The following is a 24,821-nucleotide window of genomic DNA, read 5'->3' on the forward strand; positions in this document are numbered from 1 at the left end:
TGCCCGACGGCACAGTAGTGCACACACCCACATCACGGCTTATCCCGTAGCTCATCCGGCGGTGCAAAACAAAAAAGCCCGCTGCTTTCGCTGGCGTGCCTTCACTCGTTTGGAGCGGGCTGCGGGAATCGAACCCACATAAGCGGCTTGGAAGGCCGCAGCCTGGCTGTGCGGCGCCTGTCGAGACGTCGCAGTTTTGCGTCACGTCATTCCATCGTGGATAGCTGGTGGAGCACTGCGTCTGAGTTACGCTGCAGCTGTTGTTGGTGCACCAACGCGTCGGTTTCGCGGCTCAGCGCCTGGTCTACTTCCTCGAGCGTGATGGGTTCCAGAGAAGCTGTGCGATCCGACTGTTTCACAATCACCTGGACAGGAACCCCCTGTCGAACGAAGTAAGTGAACGATTTCCGGTGGTACTTGATCCACCCCGCCTTGCGAAGATTTGCCATGAACGTCTGAGTGCTACCGTCGACGTGGCAAGCTTGGCGAGCTTCGCGGCTGTAGTCGTTACTACGATCCGGCCGACGCGCGCAGCGTGCGTCTTCGGTGTCGCGGTTGAACGTCAACAGCACGCTGCGATAGCTGAGTTGCTCGGGCGTCAAGCCGCGGACATCCCCATTACGGGGGCTTCCGGGTAGCGGTGCAGGATGCGCCCGCGCAATCAAGGGGACGCGGTAGTGCCATAAAGGCTACGCAGCACCGCCTGGTGCCATCTGCGCACGGTGCATCATCTCAGTCAAGGCTTAAGACGTTTCGATTTCTTCTCTCGACCAGACCTAGTGCCGGAGAATTTTTGCGGCGCGGCCGCGCCCGTCGCAGCCATCGATCTCTTGTTCTGAGCAAACTTTGAAACCGACATCCCTAGCTAGCAAGATCGCTGAGCGGCCGCTCCGGGTCGGGAGCGGCCGCAGTTTAATCAAGGCTCCCCGTCAACGTTGGCGTCTGATGCCACAAGCTACCCAGGATCTCAGCCCTTTAAACTTGAGGCATTGGTCAACCTTCGCTTGATGCACAAAGTCAGGGGGATTACTGATAATCGTTAGTCCTACAATACGGATGAGCGATAGCTTGCGGGGATAAGCGGATAGCAATAAAAACGCGGATCACTAGGTCACCCTCGAGGAGAACCGCGAATGCGCGACATTGATCTTCCAGCACTGCAGATCGCCTGCCGCACCCTAGCGAGACAAGCCTTTTGGTCTGAACAGGGCACACCAGAAATTCCCGTCGCTCAGCTTGCCGGCGAGTTCGTTCGACTCGCCAATGAACAAGTCGTCAGCGTGATCGAATCGGGCCGAGATCCCAACATAGTGACCCGCGCGATTGCTTACCTAACACATGCCCACGTCGTTCCATCCAACGGTTTGGCGAAGTGGTGGTTCGCCGAGATGCTAACCTGCCTGCTTGAACTTGCAGTCCCTACAATAATTCACACCTTCGAGTCGGGCTCCTTCCTTCATGATGTTCAGAAGGGAATTGCAGAACTGACGCGGCCAACTGAGAAGCAAGAAGGCACGGATTGCCCCCCCCGCAGGCGTCGCGGCCGCATCCTCGCTGAGTAGCAAAACATCTCGGTGCTCCATGCTGTAGCTCCCGCAATCGGCACGGCCCGTGCAGCTGAGCGCAGCAGAATCCAGCCATTCCGGAATTGGAAAAATCGCTGGTTTGTGACTGGGAACGACGACGGCCGCCTCGTGCTGGGCAGTGATCAATGCCCCATCGCTCAGAACGTCGCTCTGCGCAGCTGCAGTCGTGTTCCTAGTCGTTTCACGAGCAGAGCGCATTCTGTGGAATCCAACAACTCGATGGGAGACCATCATGGACACCACACCCGAAGCCACTCGACATGAGCCGTGGAATAAAGGAAAGATCGTCGGGCAGAAGGCCCCTTTCAAACCGAAGCATATCTGGGCACTGCGTGTTCGCTTTCAGATAGAGGGCCGTCTACGTGAACTGGCGCTGCTAAACCTGGGCATCGACAGCAAATTTCGCGGCTGCGACCTCGTCGCGCTCAAGGTCCGAGACATATGCCATGGTGATCAGATGGCAATGCGCACTATAGTCATGCAGCGCAAGACTCAGCGCCCCGTACAGTTTGAAATCACGCAAGCTACCCGGTAAGCATTACAGACGTGGATAAAGCAGGCCCGACTGAAGCAGGAGGACTTTCTCTTTCCCAGCCGGCTTCACGCCTCACCGCATTTGGGAACCCGCCAATACGCCCGAATTCTCGGAAACTGGGTCGACCAATTGGGTTTGGACCGCGCCAACTACGGAACTCATTCGATGCGACGCACGAAGGCGACCCTCATCTACCAGCGTACGAAGAACCTGGGGGCCGTGCAGTTGCTCCTCGGGCACTCCAAGCTGGAATCGACAGTGCGGTATCTCGCATCGAGGTTGATGATGCCCTAGAGCTCTCCGAGCAGACGGAAATCTAAACCACTCTCCACTCGTTCAGAAGACGGGTCGCTGGACGACATGTCGAACTTTTTGCTGTCCAGCGATGATTCAAGCTCACGCTCCCGACGAGTAGCAGTCATTCAACCCTACCCTGCGGGCTCTGAGCCAAATGCGGTTGGCGAACGATTGGCCTCGGCTAAGCGACCGTCCCGCGCTCCCCCTCGGACTTAGCCATCGCCCCTGGTGAACTGGTGCTGGCGCACCGTGACAAATGCGCTATTTGGTCACGATGATCATGCGGCGCATACTGATTGCTACAACGGCCTAGGCTATTGGCATGGTCAGCCGCAATCCTTAGGCCGGTAGAGCGCCATTGCAGGAGTGCTCATGAGCATAGCGAGCTTCATTCGCGAGCATCGCGAAGATCTGATTGATGACTGGATTGGATACGCCAGGCAGCTTCAGCCGGCAGCAGGGAATTTGTCAGAGGATCAACTTCGTGACTCCGCCGCCGAAATCCTGATGTCGGTTGCTGCCAATATGGAGGGATTACAAAGCGAAGCGGAGCAGACGGCGAAATCCTTTGGCTCGAAGTCAGAGGGAGACGCAGGCTTCGATTTTGTTTCCGTTCTGCACGCTGACGACAGGCGCACCCAGGGATTTGGGCTGAACGATGTGGTTGCCGAGTTCCGCGCCCTGCGCGCGAATGTGCTGCGCAGATGGCAAGCTCTCGGTGCGACTGACCGAGAGTCATTTCAAGAAATAATTCGCTTCAACGAAGCGATCGACCAGGCGCTCAGCGAATCGGTACAGCAGTACACCAGCAGGGTAGAGCGAGCTCGGGACTTGTTCGCCGGCGTGCTCGCGCACGATCTGCGGGCTCCTCTGGCAGTGTTGCAATACGCGACGGAAATATTGGTACGCGACGATACGATTTCTCCAGCAGGAGTGCGTGCGTCCGCGATCGTGCAACGCTCAGTACTGCGAATGCGCGCGATGATTGACGATTTGCTGATATTTACACGCGCGCGCCTGGGTCAGATCCAGGCGACAAACCACACCTTATTGTCGATGCATACGTTGTGCAGCTCCGCGATTGAAGAAGCGCGGGTGCTCTTCCCGGAAGCATCAATCACACTGAGCTGCAGCGGCAACCCGTTAGGGACGTGGGACGCCGGGCAGATGGGACAAGTGTTGTCGAATTTGCTCTCCAATGCGGCTCGCTATGGAGATGGGACGATCAACCTTAGTGTTGAGGACCAAGGTGAGTGGCTCGGGCTGACAGTTTCCAACGGCGGAGAACAGATTCTATCCAGCGCCCTCCCCACCCTCTTCGACCCGTTGACCCGCGCAACGCCTTACCCGGACCGCCGAATTTCGGCGGCTGGCCTCGGACTCGGCCTGTTCATTTGCAAGAGCATCATCGACGCTCATCACGGCACCATAGGCGTTGAATCGACTGCTGAGCAAACGACATTCACCATCCGTATTCCTCGGCATCCGCAATGAGGAGCCGGGGCACCCAGCGTCGACCGGGCGGTAAGCTGTACGCCCCGCGTGCCGGGTCACCACGCCGGATCAACGTCCTTATGAGGCCGTAGGAATAAGGCTTGCTGACCGTCGCAGTCGGGCCCACGTGGGCGACCTGTGCCTAAGCCGACTATGCAGGCCGTTTGCAGCCGCAATCCCATTGAGAAACAAAACTGATGCCCCGCATTCAAGCGCCAGCTGGAGCTCCGCCTGTACTCGTAGTGGACGATGACCCCGACGCCCGCTGGCTCTTGGCGACGCTACTGACGGAGGCAGGATACGTCGTCAGTGAGGCCAGCAATGCGGACGACGCATTGCGGCGCCTTGCGGACCGGCCCGACATACAAGCGATGCTGACGGATATCCAAATGCCCGGAACCATGGACGGTTTCGAATTGGCGATGCGCGTGAATAGGCAATCGCCAGAGATTGCGGTCTTACTTACATCGGGCCGCGAGCACCCAGATGCGAACGCACTGCCCGCAGGCATGAAATTTCTACTGAAACCTTGGGCGCCTGCAGAGATGCTTGACCAGCTGGAATTGCTCCTGAACGGGAAACAAGGCGCAGCGTGAACCAGGGTCCCTGCGATCCGATTGTAAACATGCCTGCAAGCAGCCAGAAACCGCCATTCAGTCCGGAGTCTGCTCGTTAATCATTTGGCGCACATTTCCGCGCAGCCATCGCAGATAATGGGGTATTGTCCTCTTAGCTGGTGGCCTTCGTGATCAACGCGCTGACGTCATCCGCAGACTGAGAGCAGTAATTTGCATTACTGCTGGGCAAACCGGACCAGGGGTTTCTCCCGGTGTCTGGCCCAATGCGCAGTGGCATTCTCCACTTGTAAAGGAATTTTTTCTGACCCAGGAGAATCACTTGGATGGAACGGTGGTCATCAACGGAGTTCGCGCGACATATAGGATGGTTCGCGCGGCGGACGGAATTGGAGTCATAGCGCACGTGCAGTATGCCGTTAACGGGCCGTGGGTAATTGTGGGTGGACCCGCTGTTGTTTTCCCTGATGACGCCTCCGCTCGCCATGCGATTCAAAGTCAGGTTGCTGCAGATTGGTCGAGAAGACGCGGCACTGGCCCCATAATATAAGCAGGCAAGGCGACCAAAAATGCCGAGGCGTGGCCCCCGTGGAATGTCCGGCCGAGCGTCAAGTTATCTGATACGTTGACGCCAACAACCCATACAATCAGGGGCCGCTTAGCGGCCAGGCGTAAGTCGAGCATGTCGGAGGATCGCAGAATGTGTTTCCAATGACATAGCAGATCCCCCCCATCCATGCAAGCAGATCGATTCGACCCGCTAAAGACATCTGCCACCCCGATTTACATGCAAATAGATCTGGACAGCGCCTAGGCCGCGTCTCCGATTAGGACCGAAGCGCAGCGTCCATGTTTACTTCCGCAATATATAGTCAGCTCTCTTGCGTGGAGGCTTGGATGAAATTGCAGCACTTCGAGTCGTTTGATTCGTACGCGGCCGCTCTCTTCCACGCCGACGCCCGGGTATTCCTGCTCGGCTCCCGAGACGGGGGCTGGCGAACCGGACATCTGGATGTGGATGGCATCGACGTGCAACGCGGCGTCACCCAGGTACCCAACCTGTGCGAAGCCTCGGGCTGGGCGACACACCTGACCTTGCTGTTGCCGGAACCCGCGCCCGCCCGGGCATGGCTGAATGGCGTCCCATTTAGTCAGGATTCGATGGGTGTGCTGGCGCCGGGGAAAGGGTTCGTCTTCCGCGCCGCTGGTCCCAATGACTGGATCAGTATCGCGCTGCCGCTCGCTTCCGATTTATTGATAGACGACACCTTCGCGGCGCAGACGCTGCGGCGCTGGGCTAACGCGGCTGACATGGTGAAAACGGACCCCGTGCACGTTGCCGCACTGCGCGAAGCTGCGCTCCTCTCGATGGCCCCAGCCTGCCCGCCCGCGCTGGGGCGCCGTCTGATTGAGCAGCGCTTGCGTAATCTGATCGCCGCCCGTGTGCCGCACGACAAGAACATGGGTCGGCCCAGCGTGCGCTTGCCCAAGGTGTGCGCGGTGGCGCTAGCAATCTTTCGCGACGCGCAGCGGGCCGTGCATGTTGATGAATTGTGCAGGCGCATGAAGATCAGCGAACGCAGCTTGCGTGACGTTTTCCAGGTCTGTTTCGGCATGAGCCCAGCCCATTACCTAGCCTTGAGAAAACTCCACGACGTCTATCTGGACCTGGCATACAGCACCCATGAGCAGACCGTTGCCGATTGCTTTCTTCAGCATGGCTACCCGTATTCCACGTACGCGGCCGCGCGCTATCACGCGCTGTTTCTTGAAACGCCTTCAGAAACGCGGCGCCGTCTTCGTCCGCATATCAATCCAAGCTGACGATTTTTCGTCGGAATCGAATAGGCGGATGCGACGCAAGCCGGAGGGCTCAGCTGTGATCAGCGAGCTGCCAAGGCTGATCATATCCGCGATCACGTCGCTAAAGTCCAGAAGCCATCCGCGACAGCAGATTACATGTGTACGGCTTCCTCGCTACCCGCGCAGGCCGCCGTCGGCTAGCTGCCGTCTCGCCCTCCCTCCATTCACTAAAGCCCCGGCTCATGCCCCGCGTGCGGGGTTTCGGCAGGCGCCGAGCCTGATCCTCGTCAACCCTATCCCAGCCCCAAAGCCTTCGCCATGGTCGCCACAACCATCCGTTTCATCGAAGAACTCATTGACGCCTTCAACTTGGGCAGCAGCATCAACAAATGGCTGAAGTTGCTCGCTAGTCTCCAGGGCCACCTCCAGTTGGAGATCGCGGCGATAACCCGGCCATCCGAGCCGCCGAAAGCGGGTTTCGGCCAGTGTTGCCGGTCAGCGCTTACCGAAGCCAATAAGCGCGTTTCAGCCGCGTCCATAAGAGAGCAAGGCACAGCGGTAGATCTCGGTGGTCCGCTGTCGGTCACAACCAGACGTCCGCGTACCATTACTTTAGTTGTGGCGGACTTCTGCTTGCACTATTCTGAGCGCATAGCAAGGGCGTCATTATTAGGAGAGCCTAAGCATGGTTGACCCATACCCTAGCATCCGAAAATTCAAGATTTTGGTCGTCGACGATACCCCCGACAGCTTGACGCTCATGGCGGGCCTGTTAAAGGATCGGTATCGAGTTAGCTTGGCCAGCAATGGAGAAAAGGCGTTAAGGCTCGCCCGTCAAGAAGATGCCCCCGATATGATATTGCTGGACATCATGATGCCCGGAATCTCTGGCATTGACGTATGCGTGGCGCTCAAAAATGACCCTGTCACTCGCGACATTCCCGTCATTTTCCTCACCAGCATGAGTGCCACAGAGGACGAAAAACGCGGCCTTGAAGTCGGCGCAGTGGACTTCATCACTAAACCCATCAATCCTCCGATCGTACTGGCCCGCATCGAAACGCAACTTAAGCTCAAAATGGCGTCCGATTTCTTGCGCGACCAGAACAGTTTTCTGGAAGCAGAAGTCTCCAGACGCACTAGGGAAGTGGCTGCCGTCCAGGACGTGACCATTCTCGCACTGGCATCGATGGCGGAGACGCGCGACAACGAGACGGGCAATCACATCCGGCGCACGCAATTCTATGTCAAGGTGCTAGCAGAGCACTTGCGGGACCATCCACGGTTTGCCGGTGTCCTGACCGATGCCTATATTGCCGCCCTTTTTAAGTCCGCGCCTCTCCACGATATTGGAAAAATTGGCATTCCCGATCGCATCCTGTTGAAACCCGGAAAGCTGGATCCGGAGGAGTTTGAGGTTATGAAAACGCACTGCAAACTCGGACGCGATGCGATCCAGCAGGCGGAAGATAGGTTGGGGTGCAAAGTTGAATTTCTCACCTTAGCGAAAGAAATCACATATGGTCACCAGGAAAAGTGGAACGGATCTGGCTACCCGGAAGGCTTGTCCGGCGACGATATACCTGTGTCAGCACGCCTAATGGCCGTTGCAGACGTATACGATGCACTAATCAGTCGGCGTGTCTATAAAGAGGGCATGTCTCACAAGGATGCCGAACGGATAATGAAGGACGGTCGCGCTAGCCACTTTGATCCCGATATCCTCGACGCATTTGTCGCTTGTACCGACAAATTCCGCGAGATCGCCGTTCAATACGCCGACCAGGATGGCGAGCATTCCAAGTCCAGCAAAGATCAGCCCCCTTCCACGTCACTCTGACTCCGTCCGGGGCGCGGTGAGCACCGCCTTGAGTTCGCGTCATGGTCGTCCGGACGACTACCGCAGACAAACGTCACAAAAGAATAATCTTTAACGTCGCAGGCCTAAGGACGCGGGAGCGGAACATATGAAGTGGGGACTGCAATTCCTCGAGCGGCGCACTTTAGGCACGAAGCTATTGCTGGGGTTTGTGGTACTGCTGATCTTTGCACTGATGCTCGGCGTCAGCGCGCTGCTGACGCAGCGGAGCCTCGTAAAGCAGGTCACGCAGCTTTATCACCAAGATTTGCTTGGCGTCTCAAACGCCAAGGATGCAGAGGCCGCTTACATCACTATCGGTAGAGAGCTGCGTCAAGCGCTCATCTCCCGTACGGAGGAAGATCGTCGGATCGCCGTAAGCAACGTAGTTGAACAGGACCGCATGTTACGTCGTGAGATTGCAGAGTTACGACCTCGCGTTGTACGGCCCGAGAACATGCAGCGGCTCGCCGGATTCGAGGATGCCTATGCGACCTACAAAAGAAACGTCGATAGAGCGTTGTCAATGCTGGACACGGCCGAGCTACAACAAGCTCGCACATTTGTCGGATCGCGCGAGTTTCAGTCTGCAGGTGATAACGTCAGAATACACATGGACGCTGTGGTCCAGGGCAAGGAAGCGGGGGCAAGTGAGGGCATCGACACTGCACTAACTGTGGCCGGCAACGCGCTCGAGCGCACAGTCGCGATGCTGGTAGGCGGCCTCGCCGTCGGAGGGTATATTTCCTGGCTGGTGGCCGCCTCGATTCGCCGACCTGCCCTACGCGTTCGCGATGCCGTGGAGCAGTTGGCCAAAGGCAAACTATTCATTGAAGTCCCCCATCAAGATTTTGGCAACGAGCTAGGTGAACTTGCACGGTCGGTTCGGGTTTTGCAGCGTGTGGCCCAGCAAATGGACAATCAGACCTGGATTAAGAGCCACCTTGTCCAGATTGCAAACGCCCTGCAGATGGTCACATCGGAAGCTGATCTTTCGCACACACTGTTCACTCTCCTAGCGCCCGTTGCCCGCCTTGGCGCCGGCTCGCTCTACGTTTATGAAGAGGATACACACGAGCTGCGATTGGCTGGAGCCTATGTCGACGGCCAGCCGGCATCGTATCCACACCGAATCAGTTCAGGCCAGGGCTTGGCCGGGCAATGTGCGCAAACCCGCCAACCGATGGTACTGTGCCCTCCTCCTGCGGCCTATACCTCGGCCTTGGCGAGCCGAGGTTCACCGACCGCAGAAACCGTCGCGCTCTACCCATTGATGCGGGGCGATCGCCTGCTGGGTGTTTTGGAGGTAGCTATATTGCCCTCCCAAGAGCAGCGCGAACAAGCACTAGTTAATGAACTCAAGCCCGTGTTGATCATGAAACTAGAGATCCTCGAGCGTGCACAGCGTTCCCGCCGCCTGCTCGACGAAACCCAGCGCCAAGCGCAGGAATTGCGCGATCAAACGTTGAAACTCGAAAAGCAGTCGATCCAACTAGAGACGCAAAAATCATCGCTTCAGGCTACGGAAACCTGGTATCGAGGAATTATCGCGTCGGCTCCCGACGGCATGCTGGTTGTCGACGCAGACGGTTTGATCATTCTTGCCAATTGCGAGGCAGAAGCGATGTTCGGCTATGACGCGGGGGCCTTGGCGGGGCAGGCCGTGGAAGTGCTAGTGCCGCCCTCGGGCCGAAGCAAGCATGCCGGTTTGCGGACCGCGTTCTCTCACGAGGGCGGCGCACGGATTATGGGAGCCGGGGACAAGCGACTGCGTGGCGTGCGCAAAGACGGCACCGACTTTCCCGTAGAGGTGGGACTCGCGCGGCTGCCCGACGTGATCGGACGCAGCGACTGCGTATGCGCGTCGGTTCGCGATGTCAGCGACCGCCAACGGGCGGAGCGCGAACTGGCCAAGACCGCACAACGATTGAGCTTCGCGCTCAGAGGCGGAAATCTTGGTCTTTGGGATTGGGATGTAGCGACTAGCAGAAACGAAGTCAACGACATCTGGGCGCAGATGCTTGGCTATACGCTGGACGAAATCGAACATGACGGAGACGCAGCGGGATCTTGGGCGCGCCTTCTCCATCCTGAAGATGCGGAAGGGATACACCAGGAATTTCAACGCTTCATCAAGGACCCCCGTCAGGATGAGTTCCAGGCGCTATTTCGCATGATGGCCAAGACCGGAGACTGGCGTTGGATCCTCTCCATAGGGAGGGCCACGGAGAGAGATGAAACGGGTCAGGCGCTTCGTATTGTAGGTATCCATCAAGACTTTACGGATCGGAAGAATCTCCAGGATGAGATGGCGCGGGCGAAAGCAACCGCGGAAGAGGCAACGCAAGCCAAAAGCAGTTTTCTTGCCAACATGAGCCATGAAATCCGCACTCCAATGAATGCAATCATCGGCATGTCGCACTTGGCTCTACAAACAGCTCTGGATAAGAAACAGCGAAATTACATCGAGAAGGTACATCGCTCGGGCGAAAACCTTTTGGGCATCATCAACGACATTCTTGATTTCTCGAAGATCGAAGCTGGTCGATTGGATATCGAGGAGGTGGACTTCCACCTTGAAGATGTAATGGAGAATCTGGCCAACCTTGTAGGCTTGAAAGCCGATGAAAAAGAGCTGGAATTGCTCTTCAATATTGGTTCAGACGTACCGACCTCGTTGCGCGGTGACCCCCTACGGCTGGGACAGATACTTGTAAACCTGGGCAACAACGCCGTCAAATTTACGGAACGAGGCGAAGTTGTGGTGGGGATCGAGTCGCGACATATGGATGCGCAAAAGGTGGAACTTCACTTTTGGGTGGCCGACACTGGAATTGGTATGACTCAGGAGCAAAGCTCACGCATGTTCGAGAGCTTCGCGCAGGCCGACGCCTCGACGACTCGACGCTTCGGGGGCACCGGATTGGGGCTGGCGATATCGAAGAGTTTGGTTCAGAAAATGCAAGGGAACATCTGGGTCAACAGCGAATTGGGGCGGGGTTCGACCTTCCATTTCACAATCCCGATCGCGGTGCAGGGTACCCCTCGGCCGGCCCGCATGTTCATAGCCAAAGAACTTTTAGGAGTCCGCGTGCTAGTCGTGGACGACAATGCGTCAGCGCGTGAAATTCTCGCCACTATGGCTTCGTCCTTTGGTTTGGAGGTAGACGTCGCCCGTGAAGGACGGGAAGCCCTACGGATGATATCCATCGCCGATCAGAAGCAACTTGGATACGATGTTGTAATCATGGACTGGAAAATGCCTGGCATGGGCGGCATAGAGACTATGCGGCAGTTGAAAGCAGAGAGATACCGACGCATGCCCACGGTAGTCATGGTCACATCCTATGGGCGCCATGAAGCGATGGATGCTGCACGGCAAGAGGGCGTTGCACCGGCAACGGTGTTGACGAAACCCGTGACTGCTTCGACGCTACTGGAGGCTGTGGCAGAGGCACTCGGCAAGCCAGCACGGATCGAGACTCACGCGATGGCGAAGGCCAGCTTCCAAAGCCAAACGCTATCCGATTTGAATGGAGCCCGGCTCTTGCTTGTCGAGGACAATGACCTCAATCAGGAGCTCGCCATGGACCTACTCCGCAATGTCGGTGTCGATGTTGTCTGTGCCGGCAACGGACAAGAGGCGCTGGACACCCTCGAACGAGATGCCGACTTCGATTGCATCCTCATGGACTGTCAAATGCCCGTGATGGACGGTTATGAGGCAACTGCGGTAATTCGCAGCAACTCAATATGGGCAGAGCTTCCCATCATTGCGATGACAGCCAACGCCTTGGCGGGTGACCGCGAGCGCGTTCTGTCAGCAGGCATGTCCGATCACATTGCAAAGCCGCTGAACGTAGACTCAATGTTCTCCACGATCGCGCGGTGGATTCGCCCTGGTACACGGGGCAGCGCTTTACCACCAGCGGCCACTTTCCCCGCATGTCGCACTTCTATTTCAAAAATACCCGAACTGCCTGGGATTAACGTCAGCTCAGGGCTGACGACAAGCGCAAACGATACAGACCTGTATCGAAGGTTGCTGCTCAAGTTTCATGCCGGGCACCGCGGATTTGCGCAAGTATTTGAGACTGCTCGAACCGACATTGATCCAACAGCGGCACGACGAGTAGCACATTCTCTGAAAGGAAGCGCAGGTAACATCGGCGCCATTTCGCTTGCGCGAGCAGCCGCCGAACTTGAATCTGCTTGTCAGATTCAAAGCAAACCGTTCGCGCTCGACGCGGCTCTTTCGCGAGTATTGACGGAATTGCAGCCGGTCATAGTAGGTTTGTCGAGGTTCGCAAAATGGAATGCACCCGCAATATTTCATACCGCCCAAAAACCGCCGGGCAACCATAGCGCATTGGAACTTCGGCTTCTGTTAGATCGGCTGGCTCCTATGCTGGAGCAAGGTGATGCTGATGCGGAAGATGTGGTCGACGATTTGCTGCGGCTAGCTGAAGGCGCAAATCAAGCTACATCCCTCCGACGTTTAGCGGCAGCTGTCTCCGCTTACGACTTCGATGCCGCACAGGAGATACTGCGCCAATTGGCACACCCATTCGACTCACCTGAGGGAGATTTCCGACCCTGAATGCGCCGCTATCAAGTCCCAAGTGAATTTTTTTCCATACCGGATTACGCGTTAGACAACCTAGAAGGGCTTTGTCTCAGGCGGCTTGGTCATTCGGGAGGTGGAAGGGGATTAGAACGGAACGTCGCGGAGCGCTTCCCTATGAAGGGGCACCTGCGGGGATCGTTTAGTAGAACCCGCGATTCAGTGGCATAGAATTTGTGGCAGCGGCGTAATCGTCGAGACTGCCCATTTCAATCCGCAATTCAGACGACTGGCTGTTTCGGGTCGGATAGCGACCCTCCGTAGGAGCACACTGAATCTCCCTTTACGCGAAAGGAGATTGCCATGGAATCCGCGAATGTCACCGTTGGCCATCGTGTGCCATGGAACAAAGGCAAACTCACCGGGCAGAAGCCACCTCTAAAGCTAGGAGAAATTTGGGCAATCCGAACGAGACTGCAGATGGCGTCGAACGTCCGCGAACTCGCAATGTTCAATCTCGCAATCGATAGCAAGCTTCGAGCGTGCGATCTCACGCGATTGCAGGGGCAGGACATCCGTCACGGAAGCCACGTGGCCGCTAGAGCCACCGTCATGCAACAAAAGACCCAGCGTCCGGTGCAATTCGAGATCACGGAGCAAACCCGTGAGAGCGTTGAAGCATGGATCGAGGCGCGAGGGCTAAAGGCGGCGGATTTTCTGTTTCCGAGCCGTTTGCATACGTCCCCGCATCTGTCGACGCGGCAGAACGCCCGGATTGTGCATCGCTGGGTTGCATCGATTGCCCTCGACGATACCGCATATGGCACCCACACCATGCGCCGTACTAAAGCCTCGCTGATCTATCGCCGGACGAAGAATCTTCGGGCGGTACAGCTACTGCTCGGGCATACGAAGCTGGAAAGCACAGTTCGCTACCTTGGCATCGAGGTCGACGATGCGCTTGAGATGGCAGAGCAAACCGAGGTTTGATGCATCCCGGCCGGCGAGCGGTCGCTTGTCGGCCAGAACCCGTCGTTGCCACCCTGTAAATTTGACTGTTGTGACGGCGTAGCCCTATCCGGCCACGGCGGCGGCTGGCGAATCGGTCATGCAGCGGAAGGGCACACTTCAATTTCATCTAGAACCCGCTTGAACCGCTTGGGCAGGCTGTCGGAGCGGTGCAGCTTCGGCTTGGAGCATTTGCAGCTGTGGTCGCATGCGCACTGCTGACGGTTCAGATCAGCGCAGCGTGTGCGCGGCAGCGATCAGCATGCTGCCGGCGAAACGCATGCACGATCCAATACGGGAGGGAATTCGTGCGCATTCGCCGTGGCGACCGGTTCTCGGACATTCCCGAGCTGATCGCACTCAGCTCCCCCAGTCGCTCCGGCTGGGGGAGACCTGGCCCCGCAAGCTGCCCCGGCGTTCCGGGGTGCCGGGCCGAGGCCTCAGAAGCGCCAGCGGCCGAATATGAAAAGGACGTTACCCGTGCCGCTTGAACCTGGGATGTAGGTGGCATAGAGCATGGCTCCCTTGTAGCTCGCGCTGACCAGTGGCAGGATGCCGGGGAAAGGTACATAACCCATGATGTCCTGTCGCGCGGTCAGGAATACGGTATAGCCCGCGCCCAGTCGGAAGTTCTCGCTGACCTGGCCGATTTTCAGGAAGCCATAGCCCGCGGCGGGTTGGACCTTGCTGTGTGAGTCCAGAAAGGCCATGGCGTACAGGCCCTGCCAATCACCGTCTTCGTCGTAGATGCTGCGACCGTATCCGCCGCCCCAGGCTAATTCGTTAAAGCCGTTGATTTGTTCTTTGCTGTACGTGGCGCGGTTGTGCCACGTATATCCGCTGATGTAGAGGTCGTTTCCGCCTTCGGTCCAGATCTGGTCAAGCCGGTTGCAGGCGGACCGCGCCCACGAGGGCATGCTGTCGCAAGACTGCGCAGGGGCCGCGAAAACCGAGAGCAGTACAAACAGTATCGCTACCCGGAGCCTTGCGGTCATCGCGGTCATTGCGGCCGTCGAGGAGAAACGACGGGTCCAGTACCGTAATGGAACTGTCCTTAATTTCCCGGTCATATCGACGTTCCCATTACGGCTGAAAAAAGCCTAGCCATTGAGTCTGTAAAGCGTATAGCGGCGACTTTTATACATCTCCACCAATCGGGCTCTAACGCTTCCTGCTATTGAAGACTCCTTTTTTTTTGGGATTGCGACGATAGCCGATTCCCCCTTCTGCAGGGCCAGATTTTCCAGCTCGCCCAGGGCGATAAGTTCGGCTTTGCCGTCCGAGTAGAAGCGTGCCGAGAAAGGTCGGCTGTCCACAAAATAGAGCTTCTTGCCATCGCTCATTTGAGACCGGGCGACAGCCACCAAATTCTTCTCGGTCATCAGTGTGGTGGGCGCCGTAAGCGAGATCACCCCGAGACTGATTGCCACTATCGGCACCAGTACTACCGCCCCGATCAACATCCGACTCAAGGGTTGTGCATTGCCTGCTGGAAAACACGCTCGGGCGTATATCGAAATAAGTAGTGCAAGAGCAGGCAAGCTTGGCAGCGCATACGTCCAAAGTATGTTTCCCGAGAAGGTGAAGAAGACGGGAGCAGCAATGGCCCACAGTGCCAGGTATCCGACGACAGGAGACTTATGAACCTCGAATGCCTTGGACCTGCGTGATGCGCTGGCACCGATCCAAACAGCCAGCAGGACCCCCATAATTCCCCACGGCAACGATGCCAGCAGCCACTGCCCCCAGATACTGCCCAAGGGGCTCTTGTGCGCCGTCCCATACAGATCTCCCTGCCAGCCCGGATCCACGAATCGCAGGAAGTGCTCTCCCACTAAAAAATACTGAAGGAATCCGGGGGTCTTTATCTCTGCGCAGAGGTACCAGGGAACCGTCAGCACGAGCATTAGCAGCGTACCGGTAAACCACGGAAGAACGGTCAGATGCCCCGTGCGCTCGCGGTAGGTGGCCAGCCAAGGTAATACGACCAACCCAACGAGGACGAACGTCAGCGGCCCTTTCGACAACAGACCGATCGCCAAGCCTATGAAGAAGCCGTAGCGCCAGAACTTTGTAGGCGTCGTTGGCGCAACAATGAATGCCAACATTGAATAGGTTATCCCCAGCGCAAAGAACGGATCTGTCAGCACTGCGCCGGCCGCGACCTGCGGTAGAAGCATGGTAGAGAGCATGAGCGTGGCCCATCGCGCTGTCTCTCGACTGAAAAGGATGGTGGCCGCTCGGTAAAGCAAGGCTGCCAGCGCAGCCATGGCAAGGAATGACGGCAATCGAACTGCGAACTCCGATTCCCCAAGGATTCGCATCCCCAGGGCCTGACTCCAGAACGATAGAGGCGGCTTTCCCCAGAAGGGCACTCCGGGTTCAAACCAGGGCGTTATCCAATCGCCGGTTTCGACCATAAGACGGGCGATCTCAGCGTATCTCGGCTCTGAGGGATCCACCAGCGGCACTGCCGCCATTGAAAACAGGCGAGCGATGACGATGCCTGCCAGCCCCCAGAAAAACCAGTTAGCCTTCAACTGCATTTTTTTCTCGGGATGGCGCGTAATGCGAGTGGGTCTCAGTGGCGTAATCGAGCACGTCGCGTACGACGAAGACTGGACGCTGCTTGCTTTCCAAGTACCCCTTGCCTACGTATTCGCCCAATAGGCCGATAGTCAAAAGCTGAATTCCGCTCAGCAACGTAATCATGGCCATCAGTGACGGATAGCCCGGTACGTCATCACCGAACATCAGGGTTTTGAAGATAATCCAAAACCCGAATGTGGCGCCCGCCAATGCCACAACGGCGCCTATCCCCGTCGCCCATCGCAACGGAGCGGTTGAGAAGGAGGTGATTCCTTCAAGGGCGAGCCCGAACAGCGCAAAGTAGTTCCATTTTGTCTTGCCGGCAGCTCTTGGCGCGCGGTCATAATCAATGACTTTGGTCGGGAATCCGATCCAGGAATACAGACCTTTCATATAGCGGCACCGCTCCGGCATTTGAAGCAGGGCCTCTACCGTTCTGCGACTCATAAGGCGAAAGTCACCGGTGTCGGCGGGTATCGCGAACGGCTCATACGACTGAGGATTCGATAGAACGCATACGCAGACAACCGCTTCGCGGCACCTTCCCCCTCGCGCTTGCGTCGTCGCATGGAGACGATGTCGAAGCCTTCGCGCCAAGCCCGTACCATATCCGGAACCAGCTCAGGAGGATCCTGCAGGTCGGCATCCAACATAATCACGGCCTCACCGCGGGCATGCGCCAACCCTGCGCTCATCGCAGCTTCTTTTCCGAAGTTTCTGCTCAGGCGCACGACTCGCACCCTGGGATCCCGTCGAATCAGCGCAGCCACGAGCTCCACGCTGTTGTCCGTGCTTCCATCATCCACGAACACGATTTCGTAGGGTTGGGCCAGCCCTCCAAGAATCCCTTTCAGCTTCGCATAACAGACAGGCAAGACGTCCTGTTCGTTCAAGAACGGGACGACAACCGAGATCTGAATTGTGTTTACCGCTTTCTTGACGGCTTCAGACGGACTTGGTAGCGATGTGATCAAAGTATGACCCCGCTCGAGATCGAAGGGCTGCCGACCTACAGAAGTTCACCACCATACTCGTCGAACGTGTGTGCAAGCTCGGAAGCGCTCCTGCCGCAGCATTCCCACGACCGTTGGAGCCTATTCGCTATATATCCGCATTTGATCTCTCGTCTGGAGGATGGCTCGAACGTTAGGCCAAGGGTAAAACCATACGCATAGAAAAATGCGCAAAAAATTCCGCTGCGGCTTCGAGTAATAGCGGGAGACCTAGCCCTATGCACAGCCTGAGAATAACGCCTACCAAGACAGTCAGATAGCAGGGAATACCAGCGACCGATGCCTAACCTTTTTAAACATTCCACACAACGAGAAAACCACCAAAAGTAAAGGCTCCTGAAACACCGGCCAGATCAGTTGGCCGCCGACGCGATGCGCGAAGTTGACACTTGGTAGGCTCCGTCGCGAGGTGTCCGAATTTTGCGTCCAGGCGCACTCTCGGGCGGATAGTTTTGCAAAAATCAACAGGCTCATTCGGCGTTGTCTTCGTCGGTGGGTCGTTCAGTTGACGCCTGCCCTGACAGATGGACCCCTACTACTCTGAGCAACGTTCCGTCTTCAAGTTGGAAGCGGCCATCCCCAAGACGCCAGACCCGCTCCCCGTCGGGCAAGCAATAATGGGAAGAAATGACCTTCCCGGCGGGAGTTGTCGGCCGAAGGCCCCTCTCGATACGATACGAAATGCCGTCGTCGCCCATCGCAATGAATGCCAATAGAGTTTCTGAGTCTGCACCCGGCATGCTCTCTCCTTCCGATGACACAGATCACAGATCACAGATCGTTCACGCTAGCAGGGTCCGTGTGAATCCAGCATTTTTCTCGACTTCGCCTTAGGCGTGGGAAGTGGCCATCAAGTCACAAGCAGAAGAGGCGCCTTGTACCGGTGGCGGACCCGCGCGGCGACGCTTATCACTCTACTTACGGGTAGAGGGATGATCCATACGCCAAATTGGGTACGGCGACAGGCGACCAAACGGTCCATATCGCGCCACCTGGCCGCCTTTCACGCTTTAAACTGCCAGCCCAAGGCCGCTCGGAAACCTGTTCGAAAAAAGCGTTCCGAAACCCAGACCTTGGTTGTTCCCGGCTCACAACCGTTCCTTGCGTTGGCGCCCTGGCTCACTAGCAAATCTGGGACGACAGTTTTCGAACCCGAATTCGGGTATATACGTGCGAAGGGCAGCAATGGGTCGGATGCGGTCGGTCGGCTCGAGGTACTGTCCGCGCAAGTTACGGCCAAGGTCTCAAGTTGAATGAAATTCGACATCGGCCGCAGGCACCGATCTCCTACCCCCAACTTGAATGAACTTTTCGGTGCGAAATCCAAGTTGAATGAACTTTTCGGACAAAAAACCAAGTTGAATGAACCAAATAACAACCCTGAGCCGAGCACCGCTCTACAGCCCTTTGCTCGCTGAATTTTGAACCTTGCAGGCCAAATCGGGTTTAAACCCACGTGGACTGGGCATCGACACATTTGTCAGCCGCCAACTTGAGTGAACCAAATCTCAAGTTGAATGAAATTCGACAGCAAAGTGGGGGCGCCCTGCGGCCCTCCGCGATTCTGACTCTCCGGCGCCGAGGGAATGCGATCAGTTCGTGGTGCCCGTGAGACCAGCTCTGTTGACGGTCCTATGGTGCGAGGCGGGGTCGCGCAGCTCGCCAAGAGTGCGGCAGCCACGATGCCGCAAATGATCCGTTTCATTGGAAGTTCCGAGGTTTACGTGACCGGTGGCCTGCACGCTGGCGTCGAGCCGGCTCTCATGCGTTCCGACCGGGAAAATTGGTCTGTTCTTTGGTGACGGGTGCTTTTGCGCGAGTGGCGCGGACCGGGGTGTCACGGCTGACCACCGAAGACAGTCGCCTGATGTGGGGCGAGTCAGTCGAGCAACGCACGCAATCACCTAGTCATCAACTGAATTTCAATGATGAATTGTATGGTTACTTCATACTTACATCTGAGGCACGAGGCACGATATCGGTGGCGCAGTTCGAAATATCGACTCAGAGCGGCACGCGACACGAGCTTGATCGGCGCGTCGAGCATGCCAACCCAGTTAACTGAACGCTACGGGTTGTAAACTGAGTTACAGAGTCAGGCGTTGACCAGCCGCGCAGAGCAAAGAACACCAATGTCACTCAAAGTTCGACAACACCACGCTTTTGATGTGCTCGTTCAGGCCTCCCATGGAGCCTCATAGGGAGTCGCCTGTGGTCGCATCGCCTGCGGTCACACGCCGAATGAGGCAGAACAGGAGCGTCTGTGACAGATTTGCTAAACGACGTCGCTGTCGAGCGGCGGTCAAACTCGACGTCGCATTACTCCATCGAGGCTCTTTGACTATCTCTGGGAATAATCTTTGACCACCGTAATTGCCTTTGCATATCCGTACGACGAGTCGTCGTGCCTTACTGTGCGGACCTACCTCTCCACGTCCTATCTGACTAGTGCCGCGCTGCTAGCGAGAAAGGCCTACGCGATCGAAGTCGTCGCCTTGCGACTGCCTGAGAGCGCCCCAAGCCTCGTCGATGAAGTGGAGATTGTGGAAAGAATTGGAGTTCTTCAGCGCACCGAACACCATGCCTACGCCAGCTCCGCGATCGTCATGAGCGCGCTGGGCCTCGAAGCGTTCGTGAACGAACTATTTGCAGATTGTGAGGCAGCAGGAGCAGGCAACTTGTTTGGGTTGAGCGGCGATCAGGCCGAGAAGTTGGCTCTTGTTTGGAGCCCACCACAGCTCAGCAGCGAGCACGGTAGCTCTCGGAAGAAGTATGCCGACTTCGAACGCGAATCTGCGTTCCGCAAGTACGACCGAGTTCTGACCGCTTTAAGCCTGCCGGCACTCGACACAAGCGCGAAGCCGGTCATGGCAATGCAAACGCTGATGGAGTTGCGCAACGCCCTCGCACACTACAAGTTGGCCGCTCACACCGCGGGAGTGCAAGGCGAGCGAAGCGCGCTGTCTAATCTCGAAAAGGAGTTGCAGCAATATTTGGTTGACCATGACCAGCCCAATCACAATCCGATGACCGGCGAGCACAACTCCTATTTTCCAGACCGTGTGATCGGGCACGCCGTCGCTGAGTGGAGCGTGCAGACGGCGATCGCCTTCCTGCTGCACGTCCAAGCGCGGTTGTCCGTGACTCCTCGCCAAGGCGACCGTTGGCCCACGACAGACATGGAGATGACTCGCTTCGAGGAGTGAGACGCAGCCTCTTACCCCACCGCCGACGTTTCTCCAAGGTGGTCGTAGCGGGCGGCAAGAATTCTATTACCCAAAAACAATGAGGCGGGCGGCGTCTAGCAAGCCCATCGACACAGGAGCAAAAGTGGCAAATCACGAAAAATCATATCTCCAGCATTTCGGCGACCACTTACGCGACCAGGCGAACCAGCGAGGAGCCGACTTCGAACGATTCGACTTGGATGGCCAGGATTACAAAGTTCTCGCCGACTTGATCTTCACAAACTACGACTACTTCGTGCTAGTGGAAGGCAAAAACTCTGAGAAGGAGCTTGGCACTGAGAGAAGGAAGGCAGAACGCGTTAGCCGGCTCTGCAGTGGCCTCGCTGCCAACCCTGGGATGTTAGCGCTACATGATGCCTGCCACTTCATCGCATGGAGAAACTCAAAATCGACCAAGCTAGAACTCGACGTTTATCGCAAACAGATCTGCACGACAGCAATGCTCGGCGCAACATGCCCATTGCCACCGCCGGACTCAACCACGGCCGAACCCTTCAAGCTAAGAAAATTTTCTGACGGGTTCTTCCATATGCCGCCTCCTCCGACGTTCGCTATACATCGATCTGACTTCGAGGAGTACGTCCGCTGGCTAGTGACGACGGTCACTGCGGGCGATTCGTCCGAAGTCGAGCTTGCAGGACGAACGTACGATGAAGACGGTGATGCCATGAGCATCACCCTGCCATCCTTGGCGTTGGTATACGAGTTACTCGACGAGCATCGCAACAACCTTCAGAGATCATCTGGGATGGATGGTCCCTAACCCTGCGGCGGTGTCACCCCACCACCGCGAGTTCAAATGGTGATCTCAAAGCAGGTCAAATGCTAGACGGCGGCGGCCGAATTGGAGTGACCTAGTACATGCAAGCTCCATCAAAACTGAGGGACTAGTAATGAAGCCAACACAGCTTTTCATCATCGGCAATGGGTTCGACCTATGGCACGGCATTCCATCGAGCTATGGTAGCTTCAAGACCTATGCCAAGTTGCGCGATCGGCTTCTGTTCCAATCGGTCGAGGAATATCTTCCCGCTGGTGAAGAGTGGAACGAGCTAGAGTCAGCGTTGGCTGGAGTCGACGTAGTCAACATCATCGATGATCTTGGCCAGTTCATGCCGTCATACGGTGATGAGGACTGGACTGATGCAGGCCACGGCGACTTTCAGTACGAGGTACAGCAGCTAGTCGAACGTCTTTCAATCCAACTTCGGGCCGTCTTCGGTCAGTGGGTACGAACCCTTCCCGTTCCAACGCCCGCCACAGCTACCAAGCGCTTACAGGGCATCGATTTAGATGCGGCTTTCCTGACGTTTAACTACACCGCCACGCTCGAAGACCTGTACGGCGTGCCAAATGCTCATGTCCTTCACATCCACGGTCAGGCCAAGGATCTGGACAAGGATTTGGTGCTTGGACATGCTTGGAACCCAGCAGAGCGAAGCTCCCTCAATGACGTTCCCGATATTGAAGACATGGACACACGCCTGATGGAAGCAAACGATATCTTGGACGGCTATTTCTCAGAGATGTTCAAGCCATCTGACGAACTGATCCGCGAGCATCATGCCTTTTTTGAGGGGCTGGACAAGATCGAGGTCGTCCGAGTGCTGGGGCACTCCTTATCAGATGTCGACTACCCATACTTCAAGGCCCTGTTGAAAACACCGAGCATCGCGAACGCGCATTGGTGGGTGGCGTGCCGGTCCGAGAGCGAACACCAAAGCAAGGTTGCGCGCCTCGCCGAGTTTGGCTTGGATGCTCGACAAGTTTCGACCGGCCCTTGGCCAACCTCACCATAGAAGCCCTAATTCAGCGCCGGCCGTCGAGGTTCATCGAAGGCAATCACGAGCATCAACGCGGAAACAAAGATGAGCAGCGCGCCTTCGTTTGACAATACACCAACTGCATTCGCAGGGCCTCAACATTGTGTTCTGTTGGTACAGCAGAGTTCTGCGACACTAGCGGCTGATTAATGTCTAAATGCCAAAGGCAAACTCTTGCATGAATATCCCACCACTGGAATGGCATGAACGAATGTTTCATCGCGACGAGCTGCGCGCCAGTCGCTATGCAGCGCTCGCAGACGCGGAAGGCTTTGAAGCGATCTGCTTCGCAGTCGAGGCGCTCGGAATGCGTCTTCACGGAAGCAAGGAAAACCTTGGTCAATACGAGATAGCGCTTTCAAACTTGGCTCAGTCGTCGGTCGTTCTGTCGCAATTGTCTAGCACCAACCCTGGTCGGTTCTCCACCTTCTCTGCACTATTCGGCACAGTAAAGAAGGCGAGAAATGACGTGATGCACTCTGGCGTTTTCGCGCGGCATGCGACCGCCGCAGCCATCGAGCTTTGCATAGGAATGGAGGAGGCACTGATGAAAAATCAACACATCCCGCAAACAAAGGTCAAAGACTTCATGGTGAAGTCGCCCGTTGTTTTAGAACCGTGGCAGCCCGTTGCCTATGCTCGGCAATTGATGCTCACGCACTCGTTCTCCTACCTTCCCGTCTACATCCAAAGTTGGAAGCTGGTGACCGAGTATGGGCTTGCTCGATACCTGCGCATCCCGCGAACCAAAAAGGTTTGGACGCAGGCGATGTCGCTAAAAATTGAGAGCGCGGCGGCAGAGCTCCAGCTCATAGACGCAACAGTGGTTGGGCCGGACGCTGAGGTCGATAATCTGCTGGAGAACGATGCAAACAAAGAAGCCCGACTATGGCTGGTCGAAGAAAGACAAGGCAGGCTCTGCGGCGTCCTCTCTCCGTTTGAGCTGATGTGACTTGAACATGCGCTCGTGGTCAGCGCAATGCGGTCATTAGCTGGTGACGCGCGCCATCTGCGCGATCATCTGTTCAAGGTATCTTCGAGCACCCAACCGAGAATTCAAGAGGATCGAAAGGTGGTCAGCGCGGACGCACACACGGGGGGAAGCTCATCTTGGTTCAACGGGAATCGCTCCGCCTGACGGTCGAGGAGGAGCCGCCATTCTTGAATTTCAGCCACCTCGGCCAGCTGCCTTGGAATAGATAATTCGTCACAGGGAGCGCATTGGGATCAAGTCTTGGCGCGAGCGGTAGCAGCTAGGGATGCGACTTTGGTACAAACTCAACATGTCTGAAATTAAGGCTATGGAACTGCCCGAGCTTATCGAAAAAGCGGTCGAATTTACGAACGCTATGAAAGAAGAATTGGACGCGCGCTGGTATGCCGCGTCGGATATTGAGCTAAGCATCAGATGGCTGAGCACGATGGACGTCGAGGCGACCGCGAGTGTGGAACCGTCACTGGAAATAGTCGAACAACATGTAGTTTCTCTGAGCTATGGACTGCTTGATTATCTGTACGCTGAGGCTCTCGAGTTCGCAAGATTTTCGAGAGCTCCGAACGGCGAAGATCACGTGCACGGCACGATTGCACCGCCTCAGCATATCGGTATTTTTGAAACAGCCGATCTCATGTTCATGGTCGGTCTGATGTTTGTCTTCTATCATGAGATTGGCCATCTGAACCAAGGGCACGGTTCCATTCGCGCGCTTTACGGCGACGATCCAACTAACGGCCTCATCGATGATTTTGAGGAAGCGAAAGCTCGTCGAAAGGTGGGAGACGCTGCGGCGATCTCCCATGCCACCGAGTTTGCCGCTGATTTTGAGGCCCAGGATTGGATGATGCGGCATCTCTCTGCCCTTTCAGGAGACGACGCTATACACCAGGCTTACCTCCAATGTGCGATGGTGAGCTGCATCATGCTCTTATTTAATGGTGATCAGCCGGCACAGCTGGATTCTGAGCCGCTAGGCACACATCCTTATCCAGTGCTCAGAATGGATCTCTGGGTTCAGGTCTTCACGGAGAAACTTGCATTGCTCGCTCAACCGCTGCAGATTACCGAGGACCGAGCAAAGCTTGCGAAGCGCTTTTCCGATGCGGGCTTGATGGCCCTTATGAGTTGGTTGACGCGGTACGAAAAGCTGGACAGCTCACCCCATAGTGACTTCTGCAAAGGCCTGCTTGCTCATCCGAATTTCTCGAGCTACATGAGGCATGTGATCAGCACCTGGAGCCGTCACGACGAACAAGCTCGAGCCTCTCGTCGGTACGGCACGCCGATGGGCGTGATGTACTTCACGGACGAATTTAGGGCGCTTGTCGAGGCCGAGCCGAATCGGGATAGCTATTTAGCGCACATCAAACTGGCATCACAAGCCCTTGGTTCGGGCTGATTGTCTGGGCGCAACTTCAGTGATGTCGAAGT

18 protein-coding genes and 1 pseudogene are annotated in these 24,821 nt (G+C 56.5%); 13 read left to right on the top strand and 6 right to left on the bottom strand.

The window, feature by feature from the left end:
* Positions 1-206: 206 nt before the first annotated feature.
* Positions 207-602 (bottom strand): hypothetical protein, encoded by a 396-nt coding sequence (locus HV765_RS15535; RefSeq protein WP_175170251.1) that lies wholly within the window; start codon positions 600-602, stop codon positions 207-209.
* 531 nt (positions 603-1,133) lie between these two features.
* Between HV765_RS15535 and HV765_RS15540 the strand changes: the two genes are divergently transcribed.
* The 8 genes and pseudogenes from HV765_RS15540 (at position 1,134) to HV765_RS15575 (ending at position 13,702) form a co-directional block, all read left to right on the top strand.
* A complete protein-coding gene (locus tag HV765_RS15540) occupies positions 1,134-1,562 on the top strand; it encodes a hypothetical protein (RefSeq protein ID WP_175170252.1) in 429 nt (142 codons plus the stop codon).
* 256 nt (positions 1,563-1,818) lie between these two features.
* A pseudogene (locus HV765_RS15545) lies at positions 1,819-2,441 on the top strand (tyrosine-type recombinase/integrase).
* 349 nt (positions 2,442-2,790) lie between these two features.
* Positions 2,791-3,912, top strand: coding sequence for a sensor histidine kinase (locus HV765_RS15550; RefSeq protein ID WP_175170253.1), 1,122 nt, complete (start codon positions 2,791-2,793; stop codon positions 3,910-3,912).
* Positions 3,913-4,154: 242 nt separating this feature from the next.
* Positions 4,155-4,508 (top strand): response regulator, encoded by a 354-nt coding sequence (locus HV765_RS15555; RefSeq protein ID WP_254600595.1) that lies wholly within the window; start codon positions 4,155-4,157, stop codon positions 4,506-4,508.
* An 876-nt stretch (positions 4,509-5,384) separates the two neighbouring features.
* A complete protein-coding gene (locus HV765_RS15560) occupies positions 5,385-6,311 on the top strand; it encodes a helix-turn-helix domain-containing protein (protein WP_175170255.1) in 927 nt (308 codons plus the stop codon).
* A gap of 664 nt (positions 6,312-6,975) precedes the next feature.
* Positions 6,976-8,130, top strand: coding sequence for a response regulator (locus tag HV765_RS15565; RefSeq protein ID WP_175170256.1), 1,155 nt, complete (start codon positions 6,976-6,978; stop codon positions 8,128-8,130).
* A gap of 127 nt (positions 8,131-8,257) precedes the next feature.
* Positions 8,258-12,748, top strand: a complete 4,491-nt coding sequence (locus tag HV765_RS15570; RefSeq protein WP_175170257.1) for a response regulator — start codon at positions 8,258-8,260, stop codon at positions 12,746-12,748.
* A gap of 327 nt (positions 12,749-13,075) precedes the next feature.
* Positions 13,076-13,702, top strand: coding sequence for a tyrosine-type recombinase/integrase (locus HV765_RS15575; RefSeq protein WP_175170258.1), 627 nt, complete (start codon positions 13,076-13,078; stop codon positions 13,700-13,702).
* A 458-nt stretch (positions 13,703-14,160) separates the two neighbouring features.
* Here HV765_RS15575 and pagP read toward each other — a convergent pair whose 3' ends face one another.
* From pagP to HV765_RS32195, 5 genes are all read right to left on the bottom strand, one after another.
* Positions 14,161-14,715, bottom strand: coding sequence for a lipid IV(A) palmitoyltransferase PagP (gene pagP, locus HV765_RS15580; RefSeq protein WP_057287126.1), 555 nt, complete (start codon positions 14,713-14,715; stop codon positions 14,161-14,163).
* A 105-nt stretch (positions 14,716-14,820) separates the two neighbouring features.
* Positions 14,821-16,266, bottom strand: coding sequence for an ArnT family glycosyltransferase (locus tag HV765_RS15585; protein ID WP_175170259.1), 1,446 nt, complete (start codon positions 16,264-16,266; stop codon positions 14,821-14,823).
* Entirely contained in the window at positions 16,250-16,702 is a 453-nt protein-coding gene (locus tag HV765_RS31880) for a hypothetical protein (RefSeq protein WP_254600596.1), read from the bottom strand. The genes HV765_RS15585 and HV765_RS31880 overlap by 17 nt, the downstream gene beginning before the upstream one ends.
* 50 nt (positions 16,703-16,752) lie before the next feature.
* A complete protein-coding gene (locus HV765_RS31885; protein ID WP_254600598.1) occupies positions 16,753-17,283 on the bottom strand; it encodes a glycosyltransferase family 2 protein in 531 nt (176 codons plus the stop codon).
* A 1,519-nt stretch (positions 17,284-18,802) separates the two neighbouring features.
* Positions 18,803-19,027, bottom strand: coding sequence for a membrane lipoprotein lipid attachment site-containing protein (locus HV765_RS32195; RefSeq protein WP_175170260.1), 225 nt, complete (start codon positions 19,025-19,027; stop codon positions 18,803-18,805).
* A gap of 655 nt (positions 19,028-19,682) precedes the next feature.
* Here HV765_RS32195 and HV765_RS15600 point away from each other — a divergent pair.
* The 5 genes from HV765_RS15600 to HV765_RS15620 all read left to right on the top strand — a co-directional run bounded on the left by HV765_RS15600 (position 19,683) and on the right by HV765_RS15620 (position 24,789).
* Positions 19,683-20,528 carry a hypothetical protein gene (locus HV765_RS15600; protein WP_175170261.1) on the top strand — a complete coding sequence of 282 codons (846 nt, stop codon included), beginning with the start codon at positions 19,683-19,685 and terminating at the stop codon, positions 20,526-20,528.
* Positions 20,529-20,652: 124 nt separating this feature from the next.
* Positions 20,653-21,333, top strand: a complete 681-nt coding sequence (locus HV765_RS15605; RefSeq protein ID WP_175170262.1) for a hypothetical protein — start codon at positions 20,653-20,655, stop codon at positions 21,331-21,333.
* 130 nt (positions 21,334-21,463) lie between these two features.
* Complete coding sequence (locus HV765_RS15610; RefSeq protein WP_175170263.1) at positions 21,464-22,369, top strand: bacteriophage abortive infection AbiH family protein; 906 nt, start codon at positions 21,464-21,466, stop codon at positions 22,367-22,369.
* Positions 22,370-22,571: 202 nt separating this feature from the next.
* Positions 22,572-23,345 (top strand): hypothetical protein, encoded by a 774-nt coding sequence (locus HV765_RS15615; RefSeq protein ID WP_175170264.1) that lies wholly within the window; start codon positions 22,572-22,574, stop codon positions 23,343-23,345.
* Between the two features lie 331 nt (positions 23,346-23,676).
* Complete coding sequence (locus HV765_RS15620) at positions 23,677-24,789, top strand: hypothetical protein (protein WP_175170265.1); 1,113 nt, start codon at positions 23,677-23,679, stop codon at positions 24,787-24,789.
* Positions 24,790-24,821 lie beyond the last annotated feature (32 nt).

The organism is Achromobacter kerstersii, assembly GCF_902859595.1.
Taxonomy (GTDB): domain Bacteria; phylum Pseudomonadota; class Gammaproteobacteria; order Burkholderiales; family Burkholderiaceae_B; genus Achromobacter; species Achromobacter kerstersii.